The 26,012-nt window shown below is 38.0% G+C and carries 23 protein-coding genes and 3 rRNA genes; 10 read left to right on the top strand and 16 right to left on the bottom strand.

The annotated features are described in order from the left end of the window. The first annotated feature begins 57 nt into the window (after positions 1-57). On the top strand, positions 58-516 hold the full coding sequence (locus FNN08_RS08195; RefSeq protein WP_143584459.1) for an OmpA family protein: 459 nt from the start codon (positions 58-60) through the stop codon (positions 514-516). Between the two features lie 364 nt (positions 517-880). On the opposite strand, the gene rplS is transcribed toward FNN08_RS08195, so the two are convergent. Genes rplS through rpsP form a run of 4 tightly spaced genes read right to left on the bottom strand, consistent with a single transcriptional unit; the run spans position 881 to position 2,829 of the window. Further along, positions 881-1,231: a 50S ribosomal protein L19 gene (gene rplS, locus FNN08_RS08200; RefSeq protein WP_143584462.1), complete on the bottom strand. Its 351-nt coding sequence runs from the start codon at positions 1,229-1,231 to the stop codon at positions 881-883. A gap of 36 nt (positions 1,232-1,267) precedes the next feature. After that, a complete protein-coding gene (gene trmD, locus FNN08_RS08205) occupies positions 1,268-2,008 on the bottom strand; it encodes a tRNA (guanosine(37)-N1)-methyltransferase TrmD (RefSeq protein ID WP_143584659.1) in 741 nt (246 codons plus the stop codon). A 19-nt stretch (positions 2,009-2,027) separates the two neighbouring features. Next, a complete protein-coding gene (gene rimM / locus FNN08_RS08210) occupies positions 2,028-2,549 on the bottom strand; it encodes a ribosome maturation factor RimM (protein ID WP_143584465.1) in 522 nt (173 codons plus the stop codon). Between the two features lie 34 nt (positions 2,550-2,583). Continuing rightward, a complete protein-coding gene (gene rpsP / locus FNN08_RS08215; RefSeq protein ID WP_143584468.1) occupies positions 2,584-2,829 on the bottom strand; it encodes a 30S ribosomal protein S16 in 246 nt (81 codons plus the stop codon). A gap of 259 nt (positions 2,830-3,088) precedes the next feature. Here rpsP and FNN08_RS08220 point away from each other — a divergent pair, with 259 nt between their 5' ends. Then, positions 3,089-4,054, top strand: coding sequence for a DMT family transporter (locus FNN08_RS08220; RefSeq protein WP_143584470.1), 966 nt, complete (start codon positions 3,089-3,091; stop codon positions 4,052-4,054). Positions 4,055-4,106: 52 nt separating this feature from the next. Here FNN08_RS08220 and FNN08_RS08225 read toward each other — a convergent pair whose 3' ends face one another. The 3 genes from FNN08_RS08225 to ffh form a co-directional block, all read right to left on the bottom strand. Continuing rightward, a complete protein-coding gene (locus FNN08_RS08225; protein ID WP_143584472.1) occupies positions 4,107-4,949 on the bottom strand; it encodes a class I SAM-dependent methyltransferase in 843 nt (280 codons plus the stop codon). A 111-nt stretch (positions 4,950-5,060) separates the two neighbouring features. After that, positions 5,061-6,059 carry a hypothetical protein gene (locus FNN08_RS08230; RefSeq protein WP_143584474.1) on the bottom strand — a complete coding sequence of 333 codons (999 nt, stop codon included), beginning with the start codon at positions 6,057-6,059 and terminating at the stop codon, positions 5,061-5,063. Positions 6,060-6,319: 260 nt separating this feature from the next. After that, complete coding sequence (ffh, locus tag FNN08_RS08235; RefSeq protein WP_143584476.1) at positions 6,320-7,714, bottom strand: signal recognition particle protein; 1,395 nt, start codon at positions 7,712-7,714, stop codon at positions 6,320-6,322. 261 nt (positions 7,715-7,975) lie between these two features. Between ffh and FNN08_RS08240 the strand changes: the two genes are divergently transcribed. The 4 genes from FNN08_RS08240 to FNN08_RS08255 all read left to right on the top strand — a co-directional run bounded on the left by FNN08_RS08240 (position 7,976) and on the right by FNN08_RS08255 (position 13,337). After that, entirely contained in the window at positions 7,976-9,079 is a 1,104-nt protein-coding gene (locus tag FNN08_RS08240; RefSeq protein WP_143584479.1) for an SO_0444 family Cu/Zn efflux transporter, read from the top strand. Between the two features lie 112 nt (positions 9,080-9,191). Next, the gene (locus FNN08_RS08245) at positions 9,192-9,992 is read left to right on the top strand and encodes an inner membrane protein YpjD (protein WP_143584482.1); all 801 of its coding nucleotides are present in this window, start codon (positions 9,192-9,194) and stop codon (positions 9,990-9,992) included. Between the two features lie 60 nt (positions 9,993-10,052). Beyond that, positions 10,053-11,324, top strand: coding sequence for an HlyC/CorC family transporter (locus FNN08_RS08250; RefSeq protein WP_143584484.1), 1,272 nt, complete (start codon positions 10,053-10,055; stop codon positions 11,322-11,324). A gap of 384 nt (positions 11,325-11,708) precedes the next feature. Then, positions 11,709-13,337: a GMC family oxidoreductase gene (locus tag FNN08_RS08255; RefSeq protein ID WP_143584486.1), complete on the top strand. Its 1,629-nt coding sequence runs from the start codon at positions 11,709-11,711 to the stop codon at positions 13,335-13,337. A 71-nt stretch (positions 13,338-13,408) separates the two neighbouring features. Here the strand turns inward: FNN08_RS08255 and FNN08_RS08260 are convergent, their stop codons facing one another. Both FNN08_RS08260 and gshA read right to left on the bottom strand, forming a co-directional pair. Further along, positions 13,409-14,026: a hypothetical protein gene (locus tag FNN08_RS08260; protein ID WP_143584488.1), complete on the bottom strand. Its 618-nt coding sequence runs from the start codon at positions 14,024-14,026 to the stop codon at positions 13,409-13,411. 776 nt (positions 14,027-14,802) lie between these two features. Further along, positions 14,803-16,374, bottom strand: a complete 1,572-nt coding sequence (gene gshA, locus FNN08_RS08265; RefSeq protein ID WP_143584491.1) for a glutamate--cysteine ligase — start codon at positions 16,372-16,374, stop codon at positions 14,803-14,805. Positions 16,375-16,695: 321 nt separating this feature from the next. Here gshA and FNN08_RS08270 point away from each other — a divergent pair, with 321 nt between their 5' ends. After that, a complete protein-coding gene (locus tag FNN08_RS08270; protein WP_143584494.1) occupies positions 16,696-18,054 on the top strand; it encodes a Na+/H+ antiporter NhaC family protein in 1,359 nt (452 codons plus the stop codon). A gap of 5 nt (positions 18,055-18,059) precedes the next feature. Beyond that, complete coding sequence (locus FNN08_RS08275; RefSeq protein WP_143584497.1) at positions 18,060-18,752, top strand: TIGR01621 family pseudouridine synthase; 693 nt, start codon at positions 18,060-18,062, stop codon at positions 18,750-18,752. A gap of 87 nt (positions 18,753-18,839) precedes the next feature. Here FNN08_RS08275 and FNN08_RS08280 read toward each other — a convergent pair whose 3' ends face one another. Both FNN08_RS08280 and FNN08_RS08285 read right to left on the bottom strand, forming a co-directional pair. Next, positions 18,840-20,186, bottom strand: coding sequence for a sodium-dependent transporter (locus tag FNN08_RS08280; RefSeq protein ID WP_143584500.1), 1,347 nt, complete (start codon positions 20,184-20,186; stop codon positions 18,840-18,842). Between the two features lie 63 nt (positions 20,187-20,249). Then, positions 20,250-20,732, bottom strand: a complete 483-nt coding sequence (locus FNN08_RS08285) for a YajQ family cyclic di-GMP-binding protein (protein ID WP_143584502.1) — start codon at positions 20,730-20,732, stop codon at positions 20,250-20,252. A gap of 161 nt (positions 20,733-20,893) precedes the next feature. On the opposite strand from FNN08_RS08285, the gene FNN08_RS16635 reads away from it, so the two are divergent. Both FNN08_RS16635 and FNN08_RS08290 read left to right on the top strand, forming a co-directional pair. Beyond that, complete coding sequence (locus tag FNN08_RS16635; protein ID WP_185962598.1) at positions 20,894-21,241, top strand: VanZ family protein; 348 nt, start codon at positions 20,894-20,896, stop codon at positions 21,239-21,241. Between the two features lie 2 nt (positions 21,242-21,243). Then, positions 21,244-22,149 carry a ketopantoate reductase family protein gene (locus FNN08_RS08290; protein ID WP_185962599.1) on the top strand — a complete coding sequence of 302 codons (906 nt, stop codon included), beginning with the start codon at positions 21,244-21,246 and terminating at the stop codon, positions 22,147-22,149. A 30-nt stretch (positions 22,150-22,179) separates the two neighbouring features. On the opposite strand, the gene FNN08_RS08295 is transcribed toward FNN08_RS08290, so the two are convergent. The 5 genes from FNN08_RS08295 to FNN08_RS08315 form a co-directional block, all read right to left on the bottom strand. Further along, positions 22,180-22,614 carry an HIT domain-containing protein gene (locus FNN08_RS08295; RefSeq protein WP_143584508.1) on the bottom strand — a complete coding sequence of 145 codons (435 nt, stop codon included), beginning with the start codon at positions 22,612-22,614 and terminating at the stop codon, positions 22,180-22,182. Positions 22,615-22,623: 9 nt separating this feature from the next. Beyond that, a complete protein-coding gene (gene ylqF, locus FNN08_RS08300; RefSeq protein WP_143584510.1) occupies positions 22,624-23,577 on the bottom strand; it encodes a ribosome biogenesis GTPase YlqF in 954 nt (317 codons plus the stop codon). 345 nt (positions 23,578-23,922) lie between these two features. Then, positions 23,923-24,037 (bottom strand): 5S ribosomal RNA (rrf, locus tag FNN08_RS08305). A 65-nt stretch (positions 24,038-24,102) separates the two neighbouring features. Continuing rightward, positions 24,103-24,217: ribosomal RNA gene (gene rrf, locus FNN08_RS08310) — 5S ribosomal RNA — on the bottom strand. Positions 24,218-24,361: 144 nt separating this feature from the next. Then, positions 24,362-26,012, bottom strand: a 23S ribosomal RNA gene (locus FNN08_RS08315); the annotation flags it as partial.

Consider the following 26,012-nt stretch of genomic DNA (forward strand, 5'->3'; position numbering starts at 1 on the left):
CAAAATAAGATAACATGTTATAACTTAATAATAAGCTCATTAACTTTGGTCATTTACATGAAAAAATTACTTGTTCTCAGTGTGTTAACTCTCCTTTGTGCCTGCCAACATCGTGCTAATTTTAAAAGTGCAAATGTTATTAAACCACACCTAGATGCTGAAATAACTGCTGAGCCAGAAGAGCAAAAAGTAGAAATTGAATTACAACGCTTTGTTTATTTTGATTTCAATTCAGCAGAGCTATCACAGCAGAGCAAATTGGTTTTAGACTCGCACATAGAAGCTATGAAAATGATTAAACAAGGTAAAATTGTTTTACAAGGTCATACAGATCAAGTTGGTGGCGAAGAGTTTAACCATGGTTTAGCGAAGCAACGAGCAACCTCTGTTTGGGTTTACTTGGTGAAGTCTGGTATTAGTGAAGAGCATTTAGTTGCGGTAAGCATGGGCAAAGGGGATGAAAACCGGAAAGGCGCCGATCCTAAAACAGATAGACATGTTGAAATCATGTACTAATCTAACAGGGTATTGCTATAAATCTACAACTATATTTTTAAATAAAGTTGTAAATTATAGGCTACCGAAACAGCGCCGTCCTTGGCGTTTCGGCATACCCCACGTCCATTGCTACAAATTTAACGCCATGACGTACACGATGTACTAATGCCATGATCGCACGGATGCGAATGAATTGCCCTTGGCCAAATTTGCATACTTATATTTACACGATGTAATGTATGCGATTTTCTCATGGACGAGACAAAAATCGTCATCCTGTGAGCTACCGATACTTCGCTCCCGGCGGTATAGGATTACGACCATCCTTGGTCGCAAAAAAAAAGGTCTGCAATTGCAGACCTTTTTTCGAACAAGTAATAAATTACTTACCCAACTTTTCCTTGATACGTGCTTTCTTACCAGAAAGTTCACGTAGGTAGTAAAGTTTAGCTTGACGTACATCACCACGGCGTTTAACTGAAATCTCAGCAACAACAGGGCTATGTGTCTGGAATACACGCTCTACACCTTCACCGTTCGAAATTTTACGAACAGTAAAAGCTGAATGCAATCCGCGGTTTTTCTTAGCGATAACAACACCTTCAAATGCTTGAAGACGTTCTTTGCTACCTTCTTTTACTTTAACTTTAACAACTAAAGTATCACCAGGTGCAAACGCTGGTACGTCTTTTTTCATTTGCTCTGCTTCAAGAGCTTTAATGATATTACTCATTTTAATTCACCTTTTTCCTAGAGTTCACCGAACCGATCAAGAGTTATGTTTAGCTTTAATAGCCTTTAACACTTTCTCTTGCTCCTCGGTCAGAGCTAGGTTAGTTAGTAACTCTGGACGTCGTTTCCAAGTTCTTTCTAATGACTGTTGCATGCGCCATTCGCGTATATTTTTATGATTACCACTTAGCAAAACACTTGGCACTGATTTATCATCCAGAATTTCTGGTCTAGTGTAGTGTGGACAATCTAATAAGCCGTCAGAAAATGAATCCTGCTCAGCTGATTGATTATGTCCTAATACACCAGGAATAAATCTAGCCACTGCATCAATTAAGGTCATTGCCGGTAATTCACCGCCAGTTAACACAAAATCGCCGATAGACCACTCTTCGTCGATATCCGACTCGATTAATCTTTCGTCTATGCCTTCATAACGCCCTGCAATTAAAATCAGAGATTTATGATTTGATAATTCACGTACACCCGTTTGGTCAAGCTTTCGTCCCTGAGGTGATAAGTAGATCACATGCGCATCTTCGCCAGCCGATTTTTTTGCTGCGTTAATGGCATCCCGCAATGGTTGCACCATCATAAGCATTCCCGGACCACCGCCATAAGGACGATCATCAACGGTGCGATGCTTATCATGAGTAAAGTCTCTTGGATTCCTAGTTTGGAATTCAATTAACCCATTACGAATCGCTCTTCCTGTCACTCCAGACTCAGTGATAGCAGTAAACATTTCCGGAAAAAGGCTTATCACCTCTATCCTCATTTTGCTGTTATCCATTGAGTTAGAAACCTGGATCCCAATCCACGTCAATTTGTTTCGAATCAAGTGAAACATTATGGATCACTTGTTCATCTATATAAGGAATTAACCTTTCTTTTTTGCCAAACCCATCATTAGGGTTGGCTTTAACAACCAGTACATCATTAGAGCCGGTTTCCATGATGTCTGTTACTTTACCAAAGTTATAACCTTGGCTGTTCACCACATCCATTCCGATCAGATCTCGCCAGTAAAACTCACCTTCCGGTAATTCTGGCAATACATCACTCTCAACTACAATTTCAGCTCCAGTTCTTAACTGGGCATCCGTGCGGTCATTGATATCAGCAAATTTGGCAATTAAACTATTACTGTGTTTACGCCATTCAGTTACTGTTACTGTTTGCTTTTTTCCACCTAAGGTAAGAACCCAAGGTGAATAGTTAAAAATTGCCTGAGGATCATCAGTAAAAGAATGAATTTTCAACCAACCTTTAATGCCGTAAACAGCACCGATTTTTCCAAGGGTGACTTCTTTTTTCATTTTTACTTTTGCTCCCGCAATTTCACTAAATTAATTAAGCCGCAGTTGCGTCTTTAACTAACTTAGCTACACGATCAGATAATGTAGCACCTAAACCAACCCAATGGTTTACGCGATCAACGTCTAAACGAAGTTTTTCAGATTGACCTTGTGCAGTAGGGTTGAAGAAACCAACTTTCTCGATGAAACGACCATCGCGAGAGTTACGGCTGTCAGCAACAACCACCTGATAAAATGGACGCTTTTTTGCGCCGCCACGAGCTAAACGAATGGTAACCATACCGTCCTCTATATTTAAGTTATAAAACGAATTTTCCAGACACTTTCTAACCCACAAGGGATAGAAAAGCTCGCAGATTTTACGCTTTTGCCGAGAAAAAGCAACCTTTAATACCAAATTAAGGTAAAGATAGTTGAAAATAATCAACAAAAGTCGAGCTATAAACCAACTTGTAGGTTAGAATCTCGCCCAATATTAAGTATACACCTGCGATTAAGTAGCTATTTTAACAGTAAATAGCGCCCAAAATGGTAACAGAATGTCAACAGCACAAAATAATAATGTTAAAGGGTTAATGTTAGCTCTTATTACCGCCATTATGTGGGGGTTACTGCCACTCGCTTTAGTTAGCGTTTTACAATTAATGGATTCGTATACCATTACTTGGTATCGATTTATGTTTGCGGCTGTGTTTGTCGGTTTAATGCTTTTTAAAAGTAATAAGATTCCAAGTGGGATCTTACAAAGTAAAAGTTTAATGAAGCGCATGCTGTTTGCTGCAGTGTTCTTATCATTAAACTATATATTGTATTTGAGTTCTTTATATTTCGTTCCTGGCGAAACCGCACAAATGCTAATACAAATGGCACCATTTATGATGTTAATTGGCAGTGTGCTATTTTTAAAAGAATCTTTTTCTCGTGGTCAAATGGTTGGTTCAATCGTTTTAATCTCAGGCTTGGTTTTATTCTTCAATCAACAGTTCACAGCCCAAGAAAGCTTAAGTAATGACGATTTTATAACAGGGTTAGTAATAATGATTGGCGCATCTTTTACTTGGGCTACCTACGCTATTTTGCAAAAGCAGATGCTAAATCATTTTAATTCAAACCAAATTATGTGGTGTATCTATCTACTTAGCGCCCTATTCTTTTTACCGGCTTCATCACCAGGTGATATATTATCACTGGACATGTTGTCATTAGTGCTATTAGTTTTTTGTTGTGCAAATACATTAATCGCCTATGGCACATTTGCCGAGTCGTTAAAATACTGGCCGGCATCGAAAGTAAGTGCTGTACTGGCAATAACTCCGCTATTAACAGTATTATTTGCAACCATTGCTGAAGGTATTTGGCCAAGTTTCTTCTCAGCTCAAGAGCTAAACACGCTTGCTTATGTTGGCGCTTGCTTAGTTGTATTAGGGTCGATGTTGACAGCGTTAGGTAATAAAATATTATCAAGAGATAATATGCGAGCTTTGAAAAGAATAATAATCCGCTAAATAATAGGGGTAACGATAAGGTTGCTAATATCATTACCCCTATTATTTTTAGTTACTTTTTCTGCGCGCTAACACCCATCAAATGCTCTACCTTTTCAATATTGTAAAAACCTGCCTTTTTTAGTCGACGTATTACGCCATCAACAAAGCTACTGCCTTGCTTAACTATTTGCGGGTTACCGGTGTAGTGAAATAAGCGACCACTTGGGCGAAGAACTCGGTAAATTTCACGATAAAAGTCTTCACTATATAACTCCCCCGCTAAAGAGAATCGTGGGGGATCGTGAATTACTGCATCAAAAGAGCTTGTTTGCATAGTAGTTATCAATTCATAGCTACTACCATGGAGTTGCACAATACCATTGTTTGTTAAGTCTTGTGACCAAGGGTTTTGTGCCCTCAGCCCCATGACCTGCTGACTCAGTTCAATTGTAGTTACTTCGCTTGCACCTAATCGGTGAGCAGATATTGCGGCATAACCTAAACCACTACAGCAGTCTAGTACCTTATCACCAGCTCGTACTGCTTTTTGCGCCATTTCAGAGGCACTAGTGAAAGGATCAGTGCCTTTTGATATATGCATTTTAACACCGCTGATCTCTAACAAAGGAGCACCTGCAGTAGGGACTAGTTTATAGTAACCAACGCTTCTATCTTCTAAGGGCTCAATATCACCTTCTTCACACAAGAAAATTCTTTGTGTTTTTTTGGCAATCCTTTTTAGTTGAGTAACTGAGAGTTCATTGTTTTGATCTAAAACTAAACAATCATCTACTATTGAATAATCAGCTTCAGATATATTTAAATCAGTTGATAATCGGACACTTGCTTGTCTTTTTTTTATCGCATCTAATGCTTGCTGAGCATTGATAGAATGGAGGTAATAACTCGACATATAATTAGCCTATCTAGTTAAGTTTTTATATTTTAAGTAATAAAGCAAAGGAGCTTACTCAAATTAGCAGTTATATTACTGCATTCCTCTATAAGCTCGAGTTATCCTCTATTAATTCGCGTAATCAATATAAGCAGGGTTAGAGTTAAGTGCTCGCTGTGAGCCTTTTAATGAAAAATTGTAATCACATAAACTAAAGTTGCCGCGTTTAGCTAATGACTTAACAATCTCTTCAGTATCTAAAGGTGAGAAGTTTGCGTAAAAATCGCCAAGCCCTTCAACAACTACATTAACTGTACGTATTTTATCACCATTGTTAAATTCAATATCCGAACAACTTAAATCACCATTTGCTGATTTTAGCGACCAAACCTCGCCGGTCGCCGAGCTATCTGATTGCCAATGAATAATTAAACCATCGTTTTCATCTAATAATAAATAAAAGTTATCTGGCATCTCGAGTAAGTCGGTACGTGTGCTAACGTGCTCTACAACAGTTTCTTGTAAAACGTCTGTGCCATTATCAGCTTCTAAATCATCACTTGTTAGCAATGGTAGTGCGATTAGTAAGCTAGCAATAACAAATAAAGCCCCTGTTATAGCAAGTATCAGTTTTTGTTTTTGTGAAAACCAATAAAAAAATAGGCTCGCTATTTGATTCGGAGACTTGGTCTGTGTCGAAGATGGCTCTATATATTGTGCTGAAGAATCTAGGTTTGATGGCGCTTGCTCAGGGCTATATTGTTCAGAGCTAAATTGGTAATCGTCAGCTTGATTTTCTACAGCCGCGCCAAATAAGCTTGGCTCTATGCGCTCTGCTTTTGTCTGTTGCTTTACTGCAGGGGCAATTAATTCATTTAAATCAACAGGGCCATTATAGCCAAATATATAGCTAAGCTTGTGCTTTGCCGGTTGTGCAAACAAATAAAAAGTCGCGGCTAAAGGAAGAATTAATGCGCCATAACTTGTGGCAAATGGCAAAGCAATAATAACAAGTAAAGCTATTGCATAAAGGCTAGTAGTGAGCCAAGCCGCTTTTGATGCATGATTAGCATCTCGGCAGCGACGAATTGCACTTGCGAAAATAACTAAAGCGATCAGAGCTATCAAAATTATTTTACTTATCATGCTCGCTAAAACTAGTTCATTAAAAAACGTAAAAACTAGAACACTTATTAAGCTCAATAAGATAAATCGCTCGTTATTATCTGAGCCTTTAAAGCAGAATAAAGATTTAATTAATTGCACTGCTGCTGATCCTTCAATAACCCTTTAACATTTATTAGGGTCTATATTTTTATAATTGATAATACAATAACAAAAAAACCAGAGTATAAAAACTCTGGTTTGGCGTTTGTAAGAAAGTAGATTTACCTGCGGAACATTCCACCTGGTCCACCCATGCCGCCCATTCCACCTGGAGGCATCATGCCCTTCATTGAACGCATCATTTTTTGCATGCCACCTTTACCTGACATTTTCTTCATCATTTTCTGCATTTGCGTAAACTGTTTCAGCAGCTTATTAACATCTTGGATCTGAGTACCAGAACCCGCTGCAATACGGCGTTTACGTGAACCTTTGATAATATCAGGGCGTATTCTTTCAGCTGGAGTCATTGAGTTAATTATGGCTTCCATACGATTAGTTAACTTGTCGTCCATTTGACCTTTAATTTGCTCTGACATATTACCCATACCCGGTAATTTATCCATCATGCCCATCATGCCACCCATACTTTTCATTTGTACAAGTTGCTCACGGAAGTCTTCTAGGTCGAAACCTTTACCACTTTTAACTTTTTTAGCTAACTGCTCTGCTTTTTTCTTATCTACTTTTTGCTCAACTTCTTCGATAAGAGAAAGTACGTCACCCATACCAAGGATGCGTGATGCAACACGATCTGGATGGAACGGTTCTAACGCATCTGTTTTTTCACCAACACCTAAGAACTTAATTGGCTTACCGGTAATATGGCGAATTGATAACGCCGCACCACCACGAGCATCACCGTCAGTCTTAGTTAAGATAACACCGGTTAATGGTAATGCATCGTTAAATGCTTTCGCTGTATTTGCCGCATCTTGACCTGTCATAGCATCAACAACAAATAATGTTTCTACCGGCGCAATTGATTTATGAAGCCGCTGGATTTCATCCATCATTTCGCCATCAACGTGCAAACGACCCGCTGTATCGACAAGAACTACGTCAATAAACTTTTTACGAGCATGCTCTAATGCGTTATTGGCAATGGTTATTGGTTTTTGTGATATATCACTTGGGAAAAATTCAACATCAACTTCTGTTGCTAATGTTTCTAGCTGTTTAATAGCGGCAGGACGGTAAACGTCGGCACTTACAACTAATACTTTTTTCTTTTCACGTTCTTTTAAAAATTTAGCTAACTTAGCAACAGAGGTAGTTTTACCCGCACCTTGCAAACCAGCCATCAAAACTACCGCAGGAGGCGTAGCTTTAAGATTTAACGCTTCGTTAGCTTCACCCATTGCAGCTTCAAGTTCGCTTTGAACTATTTTTACAAAGATTTGCCCTGGCGATAAACTTTTAGAAACTTCTTGTCCTACAGCCCTAGTTTTAACATTGGCTATAAATTCACGAATAACAGGTAACGCAACATCGGCTTCCAATAAAGCCATACGAACTTCGCGTAATGTATCTTTAATGTTGTCTTCTGTAAGACGACCTCGACCACTGATATTCTTCAGGGTTTTGGTTAAACGATCGGAGAGATTCTCAAACATGGAATGCCTAAACCTTGTGGCTATTTTAAACTCAATAGCCGTTAAACTTAATTAATAATGCCCTTATTATACCTAGCAAACAGATAAAAAATACAGTGATAATTACTGTTCAAGCCATTATTGGCTGTAAGAATTGGCTTTTAATTTATTTAATAATTGTAACAAGAGTTGGTATAAGCAGATTTACTACACTATTTTGGCTTTAATTACGGTACAATGCCCCCATAAAGTTTTATGTATTATTTATGTTTAGAGCAGGTTATGGATTTATTTTTAGAATTACTAAACAACCTATTTATTTTAGCTAACGAAGCAAGCCCTTTTCTAATTTTAGGATTAGTGATTGCTGGTTTAATGAAAACTTGGGTGCCAACTCAAATTTTGAGTAAGCATTTAGGCTCTGGCAATAATGCGATTGTTAAAGCGGCCTTTGTTGGCGCACCTCTCCCCTTATGCTCTTGTGGCGTTATCCCTGTTGCTACACAATTAAAACGCTCAGGCGCTTCTGCGCCAGCAACATCTTCATTTTTAGTTGCTACCCCTGAAACCGGCGTTGACTCGGTATCGGTATCTTATGCATTACTCGGTCCTATCATGGCAATTTATCGCCCGATAACTGCAATACTTTCGGCTATTTTTACTGGTTTTCTGGTTTCTACTATAAAAGAAGATGGCACTATAAAGCCAAAGGCAAACGAAGCTAGTTCAATAAAAAGTTGTTGTTCATCTAAAAATGAAGCAAGTCATACTCATCAACAAGTTGAAGAAACAACTGAAAAGACAAGCTGCTGTGCAAGTAAAACACAACCTAAAACCGACACGATGTTAAGTAAAACCTTACTCGGAATAAAATACGCTTTTGGCCAACTAATTGACGATTTAATTGTGTGGCTTTTTATTGGTTTATTATTTGCAACCTTAGTTAAAACCTTTTTACCGCCAGAGTTTTTAGTAAGCTACGGCAGCGGTATTACGGCTATGTTGCTAATGATTGCAATATCAATTCCTATGTATATTTGTGCCACGGCATCAACCCCAATCGCTGCGGGTTTTATTTTGGCAGGCATTTCTCCTGGTACGGCATTGGTATTTATGATGGCAGGCCCTGCTACCAATATCTCGACCTTAGGTGTGATCAAAAATGAAATGGGTAAAAATGTGCTTGTTCGTTATCTATTAGGGATAAGTGTTTCTGCAATTTCATTTGGGCTGTTGCTTGATTTTGGCTTGGCTTATTTCGGTATAAATATTAATGAACAAATGAGCCATAATCACGAAATGTTACCATTTTGGTTTAGCACCGCTTGTACAGCGACTTTAGTTATTATGGCAATTAAACCTATCCGCCGTTTAATAATTAAATAAACCAATATCGACGCTAGTATCAACTAAGATTAAAGTGCGTTTATTTACGCTAATATTCTGATAGTATTAGCAGTTATTAGTAATGAGATATATTCTTTTGGGGTTTTAATAAGTGAGTGTTGTTCTACTTTTATCATTAGCTGTTGTTGCATCTTATGCCTTTGCAGCATTGTCAGTATTCTCAAAGCTATTTCATCCTGAAGGTCCAAACCCTAAGCTATATTTGTCCCTAGGCAGTTTAGCTATCGTTTTGCATAGCTTGTTACTTTCACAAAGCATATTTTTCCAAAATAGCGTCGATTTAAGTTTAATGAATGTTATTTCGTTAGTTGCTTTTATTATCTCAGTTTCAATTACCTTAATTGCTATCCGTTTCAAAGCTAATTTAATCTTGCCTGTGGTTTATGGCTTTGCCGCATTAATTCAATTAACTATTTTACTCTTCCCTGAACACACACATCTTGCAATTGATGCAGGACAATTTAGTTTAGTATTGCATATATCTTTAGCTTTAATGTCGTACGCCATTTTAGTCATTGCGACTTTGTACGCCCTGCAAGTAAGTTATATCAATTTGAAATTAAAAACAAAAAACCTAGCTGCGGTAAATCATCTTCCGCCATTATTACAAGTAGAAAGCCAGCTATTTAGCATTATGCTTGCAGGTACTTTGTGCTTAATAATTTCACAAATTGTCGGCTTTGCTTTTGTTGATGGCTTCTTGGCAAGCGAAAACATTCACAAAACCGTGTTATCTTTATTAGCACTAGCTTTATACATCATTATCCTCCTTGGGCATTACCGCTTAGGCTGGCGTGGGCATAAAGTTTTACTCTTGTCATTAACTGCGACCGCAGTGTTAACTTTGTCATACTTTGGTAGCAGATTTGTAAAAGAGTTTCTCTTATCCTAACTTATAATGTATAACGCTATATTATAAACGACTAATGTTTACTAACTTAAGGCCCCATAATTGAACGACATATCAACCAGTACACTTATTGTTATGCTTTGTGTGCTCATTTTAATTTCTGCATATTTTTCTAGCTCTGAAACAGGAATGATGTCTTTAAATAGATATCGCTTAAGACATCTTGAAAAGAACAACCACAAAGGAGCTAAGCGCGTAAGCAAACTACTTGCACGCCCTGATCAATTAATCGGCTTGATCCTAATTGGAAATAATCTAGTAAATATCTTTGCATCAATTATTGCCGGTATTATTGGTGCCCGTTTGCTCGATGCAGAAACAGGACCTGTTGTAGCCGGTCTTGCATTAACCTTTATTATATTAATCTTTGCCGAAGTAACGCCGAAAACGTTAGCGGCGTTGCACCCTGAGCGAGTAGCCTTCCCAAGTTCAATATTACTCAACCTATTATTAAAGTTGCTTTACCCATTTGTTGTTGCCTTAAATTGGATAACCAACGGTATTTTGATCTTGCTACGTATAAGTCCAGAACAAAGAGAGCAACATAGCTTAAGTACAGAAGAGCTACGAACAGTAGTTAATGAATCTAGTGCCCTGCTTCCTGCTCGTGACCAAGATATGTTGGTTAGTATTTTAGACTTAGAAAAAGTTACCGTTGAAGATATCATGATCCCACGCAGTGAGATCCAAGGTATTGATATCAATGACGACTGGAAAAAAATACAAAAGCAATTAACTCAAGCCAATCACACCCGTGTCATCTTATATCGTGACAATATTGATGATGTCGTGGGTTACGTACATATGCGTGATGCGGTAAAACTATTATCAAAAGCGCAATTTACTAAGGCAACATTATTACGCGCCGTAAGTGAAATGTACTTTATTCCTGAAGGTACACAACTTAATGTGCAGTTATTAAAGTTCCAACGAGCTAAAGAGCGCTTAGGGCTTGTAGTTGATGAGTACGGTGATATTCAAGGCTTAGTAACTCTAGAAGATATTTTAGAAGAAATCGTTGGTGACTTTACTACAACCATGGAGCCAGCTCCAAGTGATGAAGTAACTATGCAACCAGATGGAACAGTATTAGTTGATGGCACGGCAACAATTCGAGATATCAATAAAGAAATGTCATGGGCATTTCCAACTGATGGGCCAAAGACCTTAAATGGTTTGATACTTGAGTATTTAGAAGAGATCCCAAAACCTAACATAAGTATGCGAATTGCTGGCTACCCAATAGAAATTATTGAGGTAGCTGATAATATGATAAAAACTGTACGTATTATGCCCGAGCACTATAAAAGCTAACTTGTATAACAGCAATTTAATCAACTAGAGTGTTTATACATTTATTTGAAAGCCGAACCATAATCTTTGATTGAGTTCGGCTTTTTCGTATTTATAGGCTGTTGTTTCACTTACATAAAGTTGCTAACGTAAAGTTATACCAATTCCATTAACTACTTGATCTACTTTTTCATGAGGAAAAAGGGATAAATACACAGGTTATACGTTCCAAACATAACCTAAGTACCTACTTCCATGTAGGCAAGGCATAAAATTTAGTAAGTAGTTATTCTACTTATAAATTTTATAACGCAGTAGTTATTCATTTTAACCATTAAAAATGAGCTGTTAATTAATGGACTTGGTATTATAACTGGAAAGCCATTTAGGTAAATTGGAGAGCTCGTGCAACAAGAATATGATTTTATAATTATCGGCGCAGGCTCTGCCGGTTGTGTATTAGCCAATAAACTATCCGAAGATGGCTTATTCAACGTTTGCTTACTCGAAAATGGTGGCGACAATAATAGCGTTTTAGTTAATACTCCTATAGGCACAGCTGCACTTATGCGGTTAAAAAAGTTTAATTATTGCTTGAACTCTACGCCTCAGCCACAGCAGAACAATCGGCTAATATATAACCCAAGAGGCAAAGGGTTAGGTGGCAGTAGCGCTATCAATGCTATGTTATATACTCGCGGCCAAAAACAAGATTATGACCATTGGGCAAAGCTAGGTAATAAAGGCTGGTCGTTTGATGAAGTCCTGCCCTATTTTATTGAAACAGAGCATCAACAGCGGATAAAAAATACATACCATGGATTTATTAAACCAGATGACAAGAAGCCAAACTATGGATTAAATGTAGCTGATTCAAGGTCTATGAACCCTATAGGCGCGCAATTAGTTCAATCAGGTCTTAATGCAGGTTATAAATTTAATCCCGACTTTAATGGCGAATCACAAGCCGGAGTTGGTTATTATCAAGTAACTCAAAAAAATGGTAAACGCTGTAGTGCCGCTAAGGCGTTTTTAGAGCCAATCAAGCATCGACAAAACTTAACTATTATCACCAATGCTAGAGTTGAAAAAATATTATTAGAAGATAAGGTTGCTGTTGGTGTGCAGTTTTGGCAAAAACAGACAAAGTACACATTAAAGGCTAAAAAAGAAGTTATTTTAAGTGCTGGTGCTATACACAGTCCGCAAATATTAATGCTCAGTGGTATTGGTCCTAAGGATGAGTTGGATAAACATAAAATTAAAGTACAACATGAGCTAATAGGGGTTGGTAAAAACCTACAAGACCATGTTGATGCCATAATAGTTAACCGCCATAAAGCTAATAACCTTATCACCCTGCAACCAAATAATTTGATTTATCTATGCAAAGAGCTAGGTAGATATATAAAGAGTAAAACTGGATTACTTAGTACGAGCCTAGTGGAGTCAGGCGGTTTTGTTCCATTATCCGCTGATACTAAGCGCCCCGAGATTCAATGGCAGTTTATCGCAGGAGCTATGGACGATCATGGTCGTAATTTAAAAATATTTCTTGAGCGCGGTACCAGCATGCACGTTTGTTTACTACGTCCTAAAAGTCGGGGGGATATTACTTTACAAGATGCGAACATCACTTCCGCCCCTTTAATAAATAGTAATATGCTTAGTCACCCTGATGATTTATCAGACATGGTCAAAGCGGTAAAATTAACACGCAAGTTGCTTGCTACACCGCCATTAGCAAAAGGGATTATTGATGAAATATTCCCAGGAGATAATGTACAAACGGATGAGCAAATAATTGAGTTTTTAAAGTCAAAATCGAACAATATTTACCACCCCGTAGGCACATGTAAAATGGGCAATGATGAATTATCCGTTGTCGATGATAATTTAAAGGTCCATGGGCTTAAAGCATTAAGAGTGGTAGATGCTTCAATTATGCCAACCTTAGTGAGTGCTAACACCAATGCACCAACCGTTATGATTGGGGCTAAAGCTGGCAAGTTAATAATGTCCGAGTACAGCTAAAAATGCCCAATAAAAAAGGTAGTTATCAAATAGATCAACTACCTTTTCTTACTTATTACTGGCTAACTAAATTAATAAAAAATTACTCGCCATAACCAGCTACTATCTAATTCTTCTTGGCAGCTTCTTAGTTGTGCACTGTAAGTTTTGGCTCTGCTTTCTACCTTACGCGATACCTTTAATAACCAAGGTTTTTTATTGTAGGATTTCTTTCTAAAGCCGCCCCAGCCTTCATGGTAATTTAGATATTGGCTGTATGGATCCCACTTAGAAATACCATTAATTTTTTGAGTTTTTGAAATAAACCAGCCCATAAAATCAATCGCGTCATCAAAATCATCTCTATCAGCACCACTGTTATCACTTTCGCGAATATAGTCGTCCCAAGTAAGTGTTTTAGCTTGAGCAAACCCATAAGCACTACTCACCCTACCCCAAGGAATAAAACCAAATAGATAATCTCTTGGTGGCAATGCATCAGCACGGAAAGAGCTTTCTTGATACATCATACTCATAGGTACATGGATAGGAACGCCCCAACGCTCTTTCATATCTTTAGCACCTTCATACCAACTATGATGCTCGCGAAAAATTTCGCATATATTTTCAGGATTCTGCGGTGGTGGAGTTGTACAGCCACTCAATTGCAACGCTAAGATGATAAATGGGAAAAGCAGCAGACGTTTCATAAATAAAACCGATATTTTTATTATTTCTGATTTAAGAGATTATAGTGTGACAGAAAACGAGTTTAATTTTAATTATTTTACTTATTAATTTGAAAAATATTGTAATTGCTAAAATTTAGACAAAAAAATAGCGCGTACTACAATTACGCGCTTTGAATAGTAGAAAGCAATCCAGGGAGAAAATACTTTCATATAGTATGAGTAAACTTGTTTAGATAAGTTCAAATTATTTTAAATTAAATTTAAATAGCGTAAAAAGGGCAATAATTATTAATAATTCTGCAAAAGCATGAATAGAAAAACACAGGATTACTACCATCCTGTACTACAAATCTAAAACCGTGACGTACCAAGGTGTACTAATATTTTATTCCTCACTACAAATTTATCGCCATCCTGCAGGCCGCCGAAACTAAACCATCCATGGTGTTTCGGCATACCCCACATCTATCATTACAAATTTATCGCCTTCCATGGCCAAATTTGCATACCTATATTTACACGATGTAATGTATGCGATTTTCTCATGGATGAGATAAAAATCGTCATCCTATAGGCTACCGATACTCCGCTCCCGGCGGTATCGGATTACGACCATCCTGTACTACAAATCTAAAACCATCCATGGTGATTTGCATACTTTCATCCATGAAAGCAAAAAAAAAACGCATAACCCGAAGGTATGCGTTTAAAAGTGTCATTCACAAGGAAATAAAATGTCTTACCTAAAGTGAGAGTGTTGTTTTTTAAATAAGTTCAAATTAATTAAATATTTTTTAAGAGCATTTAAAATAATCAGCCAAGAACGCATCAAAATCCAATGTATCAGCATCTTCAATTTGCTTTTGCTTGATAAGAGAATCTGCCGCAATATTTTGTAAAAGCTCTTTATCAAATACGGTGTATTGATGCTCATTTATCTCTTGTTTAAATTGATTAACGTATTGCATTGACCAACCAACAATACCTTTATCTTTTGTTAGTAAGTCATCCAAAATTTTGGCTGAAGGAGTTAAGCTAGGATTATTTATTTTAGCTAATTCATCAGCAATCACCTGTGAATAGCAATTTACGTTATAAGCTTTATCATAAAGGTTCGCTATAACAGCTAAATCGGTAAAGATTTCATTACCCCACTCAGGCACATTTGTTTCCCGACCTTTATCATTTAGCACTAAGTCTGGATTACGTCCTTCTAATACGACTTTATCAGTATTTAAGGTAAATGCTTTCTTTTGCTCTGCGTTTATTAACGGGCTGTCTTTGAGCATACAATAAGTAATAAATACATCTAAGAAATACATCTGCTCTTTACTTATACCGGTACTAACAAATGGGTTTACATCCATGGCACGTACTTCAATGTATTCTACGCCTCCTTCCTTTAATGCATCAGAAGGTTTCTGGCCCGACTTAGCTACACGCTTAGGTCTTATTGGAGCATAAAGCTCGTTCTCAATTTGTAAAATATTGGTATTTAGTTGCTGATAGACGCCATCGACTTTAACACCGAGTGATTCAAATTCTTTTGAAGGTAAGTTAATTGCTTTTTGCACTGCATCAACGTAACTATCTACGGAGTTATTACAGATGTGTAAATCAGATTGCGACGAGTTAGTGTAACCTAAATCACTCATTCTTAGTGAAGTAGCATACTCTAAGTAATAACAGCCTTTAGGTGCTACTTTAAACGGTATCTTGTGTGGCTTGCCTTGCAAAAAGCTTGGGCATAAAGCAGGAGAGCTACCAAATAAATATGGGATCAACCAGCCAAAACGTTTGTAGTTACGAATAAGTGCAAAGTAACGCTCTGATTTAAAATCTTGTAATGGCTGCTGATCACCAATAATTTCTTGTAATGAAACAAAAAATGCATCTGAAAATGAAAAATTAAAATGAATACCCGCAATTACTTGCATCATGCTGCCATAACGATTTTTTAATCCTTGTCGATAAGCAGTTTTCATTTTCCCTACATTGGAAGTACCGTAATTAGCTAATTTAATTTGCTCTTCATCATCAACGACACAAGGCATACTCATAGGCCAAAAAGAATCGCCATTGATATGCTCTAAAGTAAACTTTTGTACATCTTTTAGCTGGTTTAATGATTCATCGATAGACGTTGATACAGGTGTAATAAACTCTAATAAGCTCTCAGAATAGTCTGTAGTAATATAAGGATGAGTTAAAGCGCTACCAAGAGCTTTATTATGGGATTGAGTAGACAGTTTACCATCGGCTTGAATACGTAAGGTTTCACGCTCAATACCTCGTTGTACCCCAGAGATTGATGTTAGGTGATTTTTTTCAAACGCTTGAGTTAAATCAGAAATAGATAAAGTCAAAGTTGCCTTGCTCCAAAATAGCTTGATCAGTGAGTTCAAATCAGCAATATAATTATATATCGCTATTATGTGGGGGAAAGTACATATTTTTCAATTACATTGTTTAATTTGTACAAGTTTATTTTGTAATTTTTCGTATTTTCATCAAATAGATACAACAATCACGGCAAAGCAAAACAACCACAAACAATTAACAGCCATAAAACAAAGGTAGCCGAAAGACTTAAATCTGTAAAATTTATCAATCATTTACAACTATTCTTTGTACAAATTAAAATTGCAAGGTAAAGTTATTATATAACCAACTGAATTTAAGTATTTATGTCTGATAGTGCCTTAACTCTACTCCCTCCTTTAATTGCTATTATCATCGCGGTATGGCGTAAAAATGCCATCATTGCGTTAATTAGCGGAATATTTTTATGTTTTCTACTACTCAACAGCTGGCAACCTATTGATGCTGCGGTAAACTCTGCGGGTGAAGTTCTTAATGTTTTCGCATCAACAGGTAATGCCCGAATCATTACCTTTAGTTTGCTCATTGGTGCATTAGTTGCCTTAATGAATAGTTCAGGCGCAGTACAAGGTTTTATTGAAAGCTTAGCCAATATGAGCTTAGTGAAAAGTAAACGCCAAGCTAGTCTATTACCAACAATTGTTGGTACGAGTATTTTTACAGACACCAACTTAAGTATGTTCTCTGCAGGTATGGCATCACAAAAGTTGTTTGACCAACATGGTTTGAGCAGAGCTAAATTAGCATTTTTAATTGATTCGACATGTTCTCCTATTAGTGTTTTATTCTTAATAAATGGTTGGGGCGCATATTTACTCGGCTTACTTGATGGCTATAACTTAGACGATCCAATCGGGGTGTTAATTGGCACTTTAGGTTATAACTTCTATGCAATTATTGCAGTCTTATTGGCATACTATACAGCCTATACAGGTAAACTTTTCGGGCCACTAGCACAAAGTGAAAGCTCTATTGTTGCATCTCAACCAGATAAAAGTATCACACCTGCTAAAGCACGTGTAATGTGGCTACCAATGTTAAGCTTAATGGCAATCACCATAGGTATGCTTTATTACACTGGTAATGGTGATATTCGTCAAGGCTCAGGCTCACTATCGGTATTAACAGCGGTTATTTCAGCATTAGTTTTACTTATTATTATGATATTTAGTTACAAACTATTAAGCTTTAAAGATGTAATGATAAGCTCAATTGACGGCATCAAAAATATGCTACCTGCGGTAACTATTTTAGTACTGTCATTTGCTTTTGGTACTGCGATTAAAGAACTAGGTACAGGAATATATGTAAGCCAGTTATTAACGCCTGATTTCCCTTTAATTCTAGTAGCACCGTTAATTTTCTTAGCTGCTGGTTTAATGGCATTTTCAACAGGAACATCTTGGGGGACTTTTGCCCTACTTATCCCGATTGCAGTGCCAATTGCGTTAACCACAGGCTTGCCTGTACCATTTTTAGTTGCCGCGGTGTTAAGTGGTGGTGTATTTGGCGATCATGCCTCACCGATATCAGACTCAACTGTGGTAGCATCAATTGCTAGTGGCTGTGATCATTTCGAACACGTTAAAACGCAATTACCATACACCCTAGTTTCAGCAGGTTTAACCATTATTGGTTTTATTATTGTTGGCGCATTTCATTAACTTTTATGACTAAGTCGGTTTTTAATATTGTTGCTGATTTAGAGCACTTTATCGTAATCAATAAAACCTCCGACTGCAGTTTTCATGATGAACAAACACCTGGCTCTGGTTTACATAGCCAGGTGCAGTCCTCTTTAAATTTAGCTGAACTCTACCCTGTTCATCGTATTGATAAAATGACTTCTGGCTTAGTTATCTTTGCCAAATCGGCAAAAATTGCTGCCGAGTTTGGCAAGTTATTTGAGCTACATAAAATCAATAAATACTATCTTGCATTAAGTAAAAACAAGCCAAAGAAAAAACAAGGTTGGATCAAAGGTGATATGGCAAAAAGCCGCCGTAGCGCGTGGAAATTACTGCGCACAATGCACAACCCTGCGATCAGCCAATTCTTCTCTTACTCTATAAATAATGGTCTTAGACTATTCATCATAAGACCACTAAGTGGTAAAACCCATCAAATTAGAGTTGCCTTAAATAGTATTGGATCACCTATCATCGGCGATACAATCTATAACCCTTCGGCTCAAGCCGATAGAGGATATTTACACGCGTTTGCATTGCAGTTTGAATTACTAGGGGAGAGTTACGAATTTCAAGTTAATCCTTGCTTTGGAGAGTATTTCTTATTGCCACAAGTTAGCGAAAAATTAACTGAACTCACTTCTCCTTGGCAGCTTGCATGGCCACAAAAATAATTCATTGACATGATTTGTAAGTGCAAAACTCGTTAGCATTAAAAAAGCCGCATAAAATGCGGCTTTTAACTGTTTCATACCTACTTGTTAAAGAGAGTGAATAAATACCGTAGCAATAGCTAATGGACAAATAAATTTGGTATACCAAGGCCAAATTTTCCAAAATATTGTATGCTCTACAGCTTCATTACCGTGTTTTAATTCATCAAGCACAGAGTTACGATGCCAGATCCAACCAACAAAGATACAACAAAGCATTGCAATAATAGGCTGACCATATTCGGTAGCTACCATAGCGACGAGATCAAGCATAAAATCAAGGTTGAGAATAATGACCACACTGATAACGAAAATTAAAATACCAATAACTGTAGTGGCTTTTTCTCTCTGCATGTTATGACGTTCTACAGCATAAGAAACAGGCCCCTCAAGCATTGAAATAGATGAAGTTAAAGCCGCAACACTCATTAAAATGAAAAAGGCAAAACCAACAAATAAACCAATTGCGCCCATACCTTCAAATAACGTTGGTAATACAGCAAATACCATACTTGGCCCCGCGATTAACGAACCATCATCAGCATATATAGCAACGCCTTGAGCTTGAGCTACATACATAGCAGGGATAATCAATAAACCAGCTAAGAATGCGATTGAAACATCTATTAAGGTAACCTGTGCACCTAAGCTTACTAAGTTCTCTTTTTTAGATATGTACGAACCATAAATGATCATCACACTTGTACCTAAAGATAAAGAGAAGAATGCTTGGCCTAATGCGCTCACCAATAAATCAGGTTTAAACACTCGGCTAAGATCAGGATTTAAATACGCTTGTAAACCAGCACTAGCACCATCTAAAGTCATTACATAAATAATTAAAATAGCTAATAAAGCTATCATCAATGGCATTAGGCGTTTAGACCATTTTTCAATACCCTGCTCCACTCCACGGCGAATAATAAAAATAGTTAAAAACATAAACAGAGCAGTAAACAGTAAGTTACGAACCAAGCCTTGGCTAATGACCCATTGTGAGGCATCAGTTAAACCGACTAACTTAGTAACCGGTTCAACCGCATAAGACATCATCCAACCGGCAATAATCCCGTAGAAACTTAATATAAGAGCTGCACAAATGATACCGCCAAAGCCTACTAAAAAAGCAAACCGCTTTTGTAATAACGAATGGGACATTTTTTGCAAAGAAGTGACAGCATTAGCTTGCCCAAAACGGCCAATAAGTAATTCAGCCATAAACGCAGGGTAGGCTAAACAAAAGGCTAATACTAGATAAACTAATACAAAAGCTGCGCCACCATTACTGGCTGTTTGTGTAGGAAAGCCCCAAATATTACCTAGGCCGACTGCAGAGCCTGCAGCAGCTAAAATAAAGCCTAATCGTGAGCTAAACTCACCTCTTGACGTCGCCATAAATTCTCAGTTTTAGTAGTTGTTATAATTATTATTTAGCCAGTTTTAAAGACTCGTAATAAACTAGTCTTTAAAATTGTTAAATTGAAAAGTTTGATCAAGTTCGGCATTACGAACAAGCTGCATTACAGCTTGCAATTCATCTCGTTTTTTACCGGTAACTCGAATCTTATCGCCTTGAATAGACGCTTGAACTTTAAGTTTACTATCTTTGATTAGTTTCACAACTTTCTTAGCAACAACCTGTTCAACACCTACTTTAAAGGTAACTTGTTGAGAGAAGGTTTTACCTGAATGATTGAAATCACCAACAGTCATAGCTTTTGAGTCTATGTTACGTTTTGATAATTGGCCTCTAAGCATATCGAGCATTTGCTGAATTTGAAAATCAGCTTCAGCTTTAACGGTTACATTTGGGTTTTTAAATTCAAAAGAAGCTTCTGCACCTCTAAAATCAAATCGCGTACTCAACTCTCGAGTAGCATTGTCGGTGGCATTTCTAACTTCTTCTAAGTCAACTTCAGAAACAATATCTAATGAAGGCATAATTTTTTCTCTAAAGGTTATTTTATTCTTGGGTCATAGATTATCAAAGCTCATCATCTAGAGCTAGATACAATCAACTTTAGCAGATAAAATCATTGTAAATAAGAATTAATTTACATACTCGTGTTAATATAATTAAAATTTATTAATAGACATATCTAGTGAACCTGAAATCAAGCATTTTCTTAGTCTTAATACTTGTATGCATTAGTTTAATAATAACTAATGATGGCCAAGTTATTACATTTTTATCGCAAAATAACCTACTAGATAAAACAGGTCATTTCATTGGCTTCTTTATATTATCTTGGTTACTTAATACGATTTTAAAATTAAAAATAACCTCAACATTAATCAGTATTATCATCTACGCTGGGTTAACTGAATTAGGACAAGAATACCTTGGCTTTAGGAATGGGCAAATAAGTGACTTTATTGCTGATATACTTGGCTGCGTATTTTACTTTATATGTCTTAAAACATGCCAATTGAAACGAGTAAAAGATTAACCATGAATATAGTTATCGTCGGCTCTGGCGCAATGGGCTTATTATTTTACCAACAACTGAATACACAAGCAGATGTTAGGATAAAAACTAGAAGCAACGACAATATATATAAATCATTTACCTACACAGATTTGCATGGCTGTAATACAAGCATGCAATACCAAACTGCAGATGAAGCTTTTATGAAAACTGCAGATATAGTACTTATTTGCGTAAAATCATACGATGTAGCAAATGTTGTTAGCTCTATCAAAGATTCCATAGCAGAAAATACCATCATTATTTTAATGCATAATGGTATGGGAGTTATTGAAGAGTTAAACCTTACTACATCCCCTAAAAATCCTATTTATACACTGCTCACCACCCAAGCGGCTCGTAAATTAGCAAAGAATCATGTAAAGCACACAGGCATAGGTATCAATCAAATAGGTCCAGTTAATAACCATATTGGTGATAGAGAAATATTAGACCTTTTAGTTGAATTATCGACTAATGATATAGGCTTCGAATTCTGTAATTCTATTACATTATTACAATGGAAAAAACTTGCGATAAACTGTGCTGTTAATGCATTAACAGCAATAAATAACATTAATAACGGTGAATTAAGCGCAGCGGCCTATTCAAAAATAATTGAGAGCATTACAAGTGAGGTTATCATAGTGGCAGAGCTAGAAGGTATTTCACTAGATATAACAGAAACTCTTAACACAATAAAAACCGTGATTAAGAACACCAGCATGAATAGCTCATCAATGCGCGAAGATGTTAAAAATAAACGCAGAACGGAAGTGAGCTATATCAATGGCTATATACATAATCTTGGATTAAGACACGGCTTATTAACGCCTGAAAATACTAAACTGTTTGAACAGGTTAGCAATTTAGAGGCAAATTACGGCTAAGACTAATTTGATTAATTAACTTTGTATAACCTATTGCGTATCGGTTTTAAGAACTTCATTTAACATAGGGATTAACTTGCCTTTTAAACTATTAAGCTCTTTTTCAGAATATGGTACTAAAGGCAATTGCCCCCATATAGGTTTAGGCCAACTCGGATCCTCTGCAAAGCGGACAACATGGTGAATATGAAGTTGTGGTGTAACATTACCTAAAGCAGCAACATTCATTTTATCACCATTAAAACACTGCATTAAAATTTCAGAAACGGCACTCGACTCATTTAGAAATTGAAGTTGATCTGTCCAAGACAACTCATAGATATCTTTAACATCACTGCGCTTTGGCACCATGATAAACCAAGGATAGTTACTGTCATTACATAATAGTAGCTTACACAAAGGTAAATCAGCTATTTCAATACCATCCCTTTGCAGATCAGGGTGCAACTTAAATTCTTCACTCATGTAAACTCCTTACTTGCCACTTTTTTTCTTTTTAGGCTTATTCTTACGGCCACGTCCTCGAGCTTCTTTTTTAGCTTCTCGCTCTGCAATTCTTTTTGCTTGTAACTCTTCAAAGTAGACGTTTTCTTTCTCAACCATTTCTGGTGTTTCAAAGGTGATATTACCTAAGGTTTTATCTCGTATTTCATTGATAAGGATTTCTGAAGCTTTATGAAAATCAACATGCCCGCCACCTTTAACACAGCCTCGTTTACGCCCCATAGCCTCAAGAAATTCAATTTCTGTATCAGGAATTTCAGTTAAACCATATCTGTCTTTTAATAATTCAGGATATGCTTTAATAAGGTAATCTGCTGCAAAACAAGCGATATCTTCATGATCAAAAGCAGTATCTTTGATACCACCAGAAACGGCTAATCGATAACCACTATTTTCGTTAGCAATTTTTGGCCACAACATGCCTGGAGTATCATATAAATACACTCCTTCTTCTAAACGAATACGTTGCTGTGCTTTGGTCACAGCCGGTTCATTACCTACTTTAGCTTTTACTTTTCCAACTAACGTATTGATAAGCGTAGATTTACCAACATTAGGTATGCCCATGATCATGGCGTTGATTTGCTTACCTTCTTCATCTTTATTCGGTACAAGTTTACGTATTAACGCAGCAATACTTTTTGCCCCACTAGGCTCATCAGTTGTTAAAGCTATAGCTTTTACGTTTTGTTGCGAATGAAAATAATCAATCCATAGTTTAGTTAACTTAGGATCGGATAAATCACTTTTATTAAGAATTTTAATCAGTGGTTTATCACCACGGATCTCGGTGATCATTGGGTTTTCACTACTAAACGGTAAACGTGAATCACATACCTCGATAACTACATCGATCATATGAATGATTTCTTTAATTTCTTTTTGGGCTTTATGCATATGCCCGGGGAACCAGTTAATTGCCATGAATATATTCTAATAAGGTAAGTTATGTGTATTTTAGCAAGGAAATGAATTTGTTACATAACTATTTGAGAAATGGAGTTTGTTTTAATAAGAGCAATGTGAATTAGGGAGATCCCGCACAAAAGCACTGCGGGACGACGGTGATTATTTTTATAAATGAGTTGATGCGCGGAGTGAGTTTACTTAGAACGTCATCCCTGAATCGCCTAAGCGATATCAGGGACCTCCTACGGCAGTGGCGTGCATTTATTGGATACGCAATGCTATGCCTTCAATGGTGTAGGTCACAAAAGGCTCCATACGAAAAAAGCCCTTAGCGTTAGCTAAGGGCTTTTCGAAATGGGAGCCTAGCGATGACCTACTCTCACATGGGAACCCCCACACTACCATCGGCGCTACTGCGTTTCACTTCTGAGTTCGGCATGGGATCAGGTGGTTCCACAGTGCTATTGTCGCTAGACAAAAACTGTTGTTAATAACGTCCGAATAAATTCGGACCTACTAACTTAATAATTTAGANTAGGAGCCTAGCGATGACCTACTCTCACATGGGAACCCCCACACTACCATCGGCGCTACTGCGTTTCACTTCTGAGTTCGGCATGGGATCAGGTGGTTCCACAGTGCTATTGTCGCTAGACAAAAACTGTTGTTAATAACGTCCGAATAAATTCGGACCTACTAACTTAATAATTTAGAAAGCTATTAAACCATTACTCAATATTCTTTAATGCGTGATTTTATCAGACCATACAGTCTCAAACGAAAACCGCTTGGGTGTTGTATGGTTAAGCCTCACGGGCAATTAGTATCAGTTAGCTCAATCCCTCACAGGACTTACACACCTGACCTATCAACGTTGTAGTCTCCAACGACCCTTTAGGGGACTCAAAGTCCCAGTGAGAACTCATCTCAAAGCCTGCTTCCCGCTTAGATGCTTTCAGCGGTTATCAGTTCCGAACATAGCTACCGGGCAATGCCACTGGCGTGACAACCCGAACACCAGAGGTTCGTCCACTCCGGTCCTCTCGTACTAGGAGCAGCCCTCTTCAATTCTCAAACGCCCACGGCAGATAGGGACCGAACTGTCTCACGACGTTCTAAACCCAGCTCGCGTACCACTTTAAATGGCGAACAGCCATACCCTTGGGACCGACTTCAGCCCCAGGATGTGATGAGCCGACATCGAGGTGCCAAACACCGCCGTCGATATGAACTCTTGGGCGGTATCAGCCTGTTATCCCCGGAGTACCTTTTATCCGTTGAGCGATGGCCCTTCCATACAGAACCACCGGATCACTATGACCTACTTTCGTACCTGCTCGACGTGTCTGTCTCGCAGTTAAGCTGGCTTATGCCATTGCACTAACCGTATGATGTCCGACCATACTTAGCCAACCTTCGTGCTCCTCCGTTACTCTTTGGGAGGAGACCGCCCCAGTCAAACTACCCACCAGACAGTGTCCCCAAGCCCGATCAGGGCCCTAGGTTAGAACATCACGCATACAAGGGTGGTATTTCAAGATTGGCTCCACAACATCTAGCGACGCTGCTTCAAAGCCTCCCACCTATCCTACACATGTAGGAGCAATGTTCACTGTCAAGCTATAGTAAAGGTTCACGGGGTCTTTCCGTCTAGCCGCGGGTATACGGCATCTTAACCGCAAATTCAATTTCNTACTTAGCCAACCTTCGTGCTCCTCCGTTACTCTTTGGGAGGAGACCGCCCCAGTCAAACTACCCACCAGACAGTGTCCCCAAGCCCGATAAGGGCCCTAGGTTAGAACATCACGCATACAAGGGTGGTATTTCAAGATTGGCTCCACAACATCTAGCGACGCTGCTTCAATGCCTCCCACCTATCCTACACATGTAGGAGCAATGTTCACTGTCAAGCTATAGTAAAGGTTCACGGGGTCTTTCCGTCTAGCCGCGGGTATACGGCATCTTAACCGCAAATTCAATTTCACTGAGTCTCGGGTGGAGACAGTGTGGCCATGATTACGCCATTCGTGCAGGTCGGAACTTACCCGACAAGGAATTTCGCTACCTTAGGACCGTTATAGTTACGGCCGCCGTTTACCGGGGCTTCGATCATGAGCTTCGCTTGCGCTAACCCAATCAATTAACCTTCCGGCACCGGGCAGGCGTCACACCGTATACGTCATCTTTCGATTTTGCACAGTGCTGTGTTTTTAATAAACAGTTCCAGCCACCTGGTTACTTCGACTCTCCTGTGCTTACACCGCAAGGGCTTAACACTAGAGAGCGTACCTTCTCCCGAAGTTACGGTACTATTTTGCCTAGTTCCTTCACCCGAGTTCTCTCAAGCGCCTTAGTATTCTCTACCTAACCACCTGTGTCGGTTTGGGGTACGGTTCCTATATATCTGAAGCTTAGAAGCTTTTCCTGGAAGTATGGCATCAACAACTTCA

The sequence above is a fragment of the Thalassomonas sp. M1454 genome (genome assembly GCF_007097525.1).
Taxonomy (GTDB): domain Bacteria; phylum Pseudomonadota; class Gammaproteobacteria; order Enterobacterales; family Alteromonadaceae; genus Thalassotalea_A.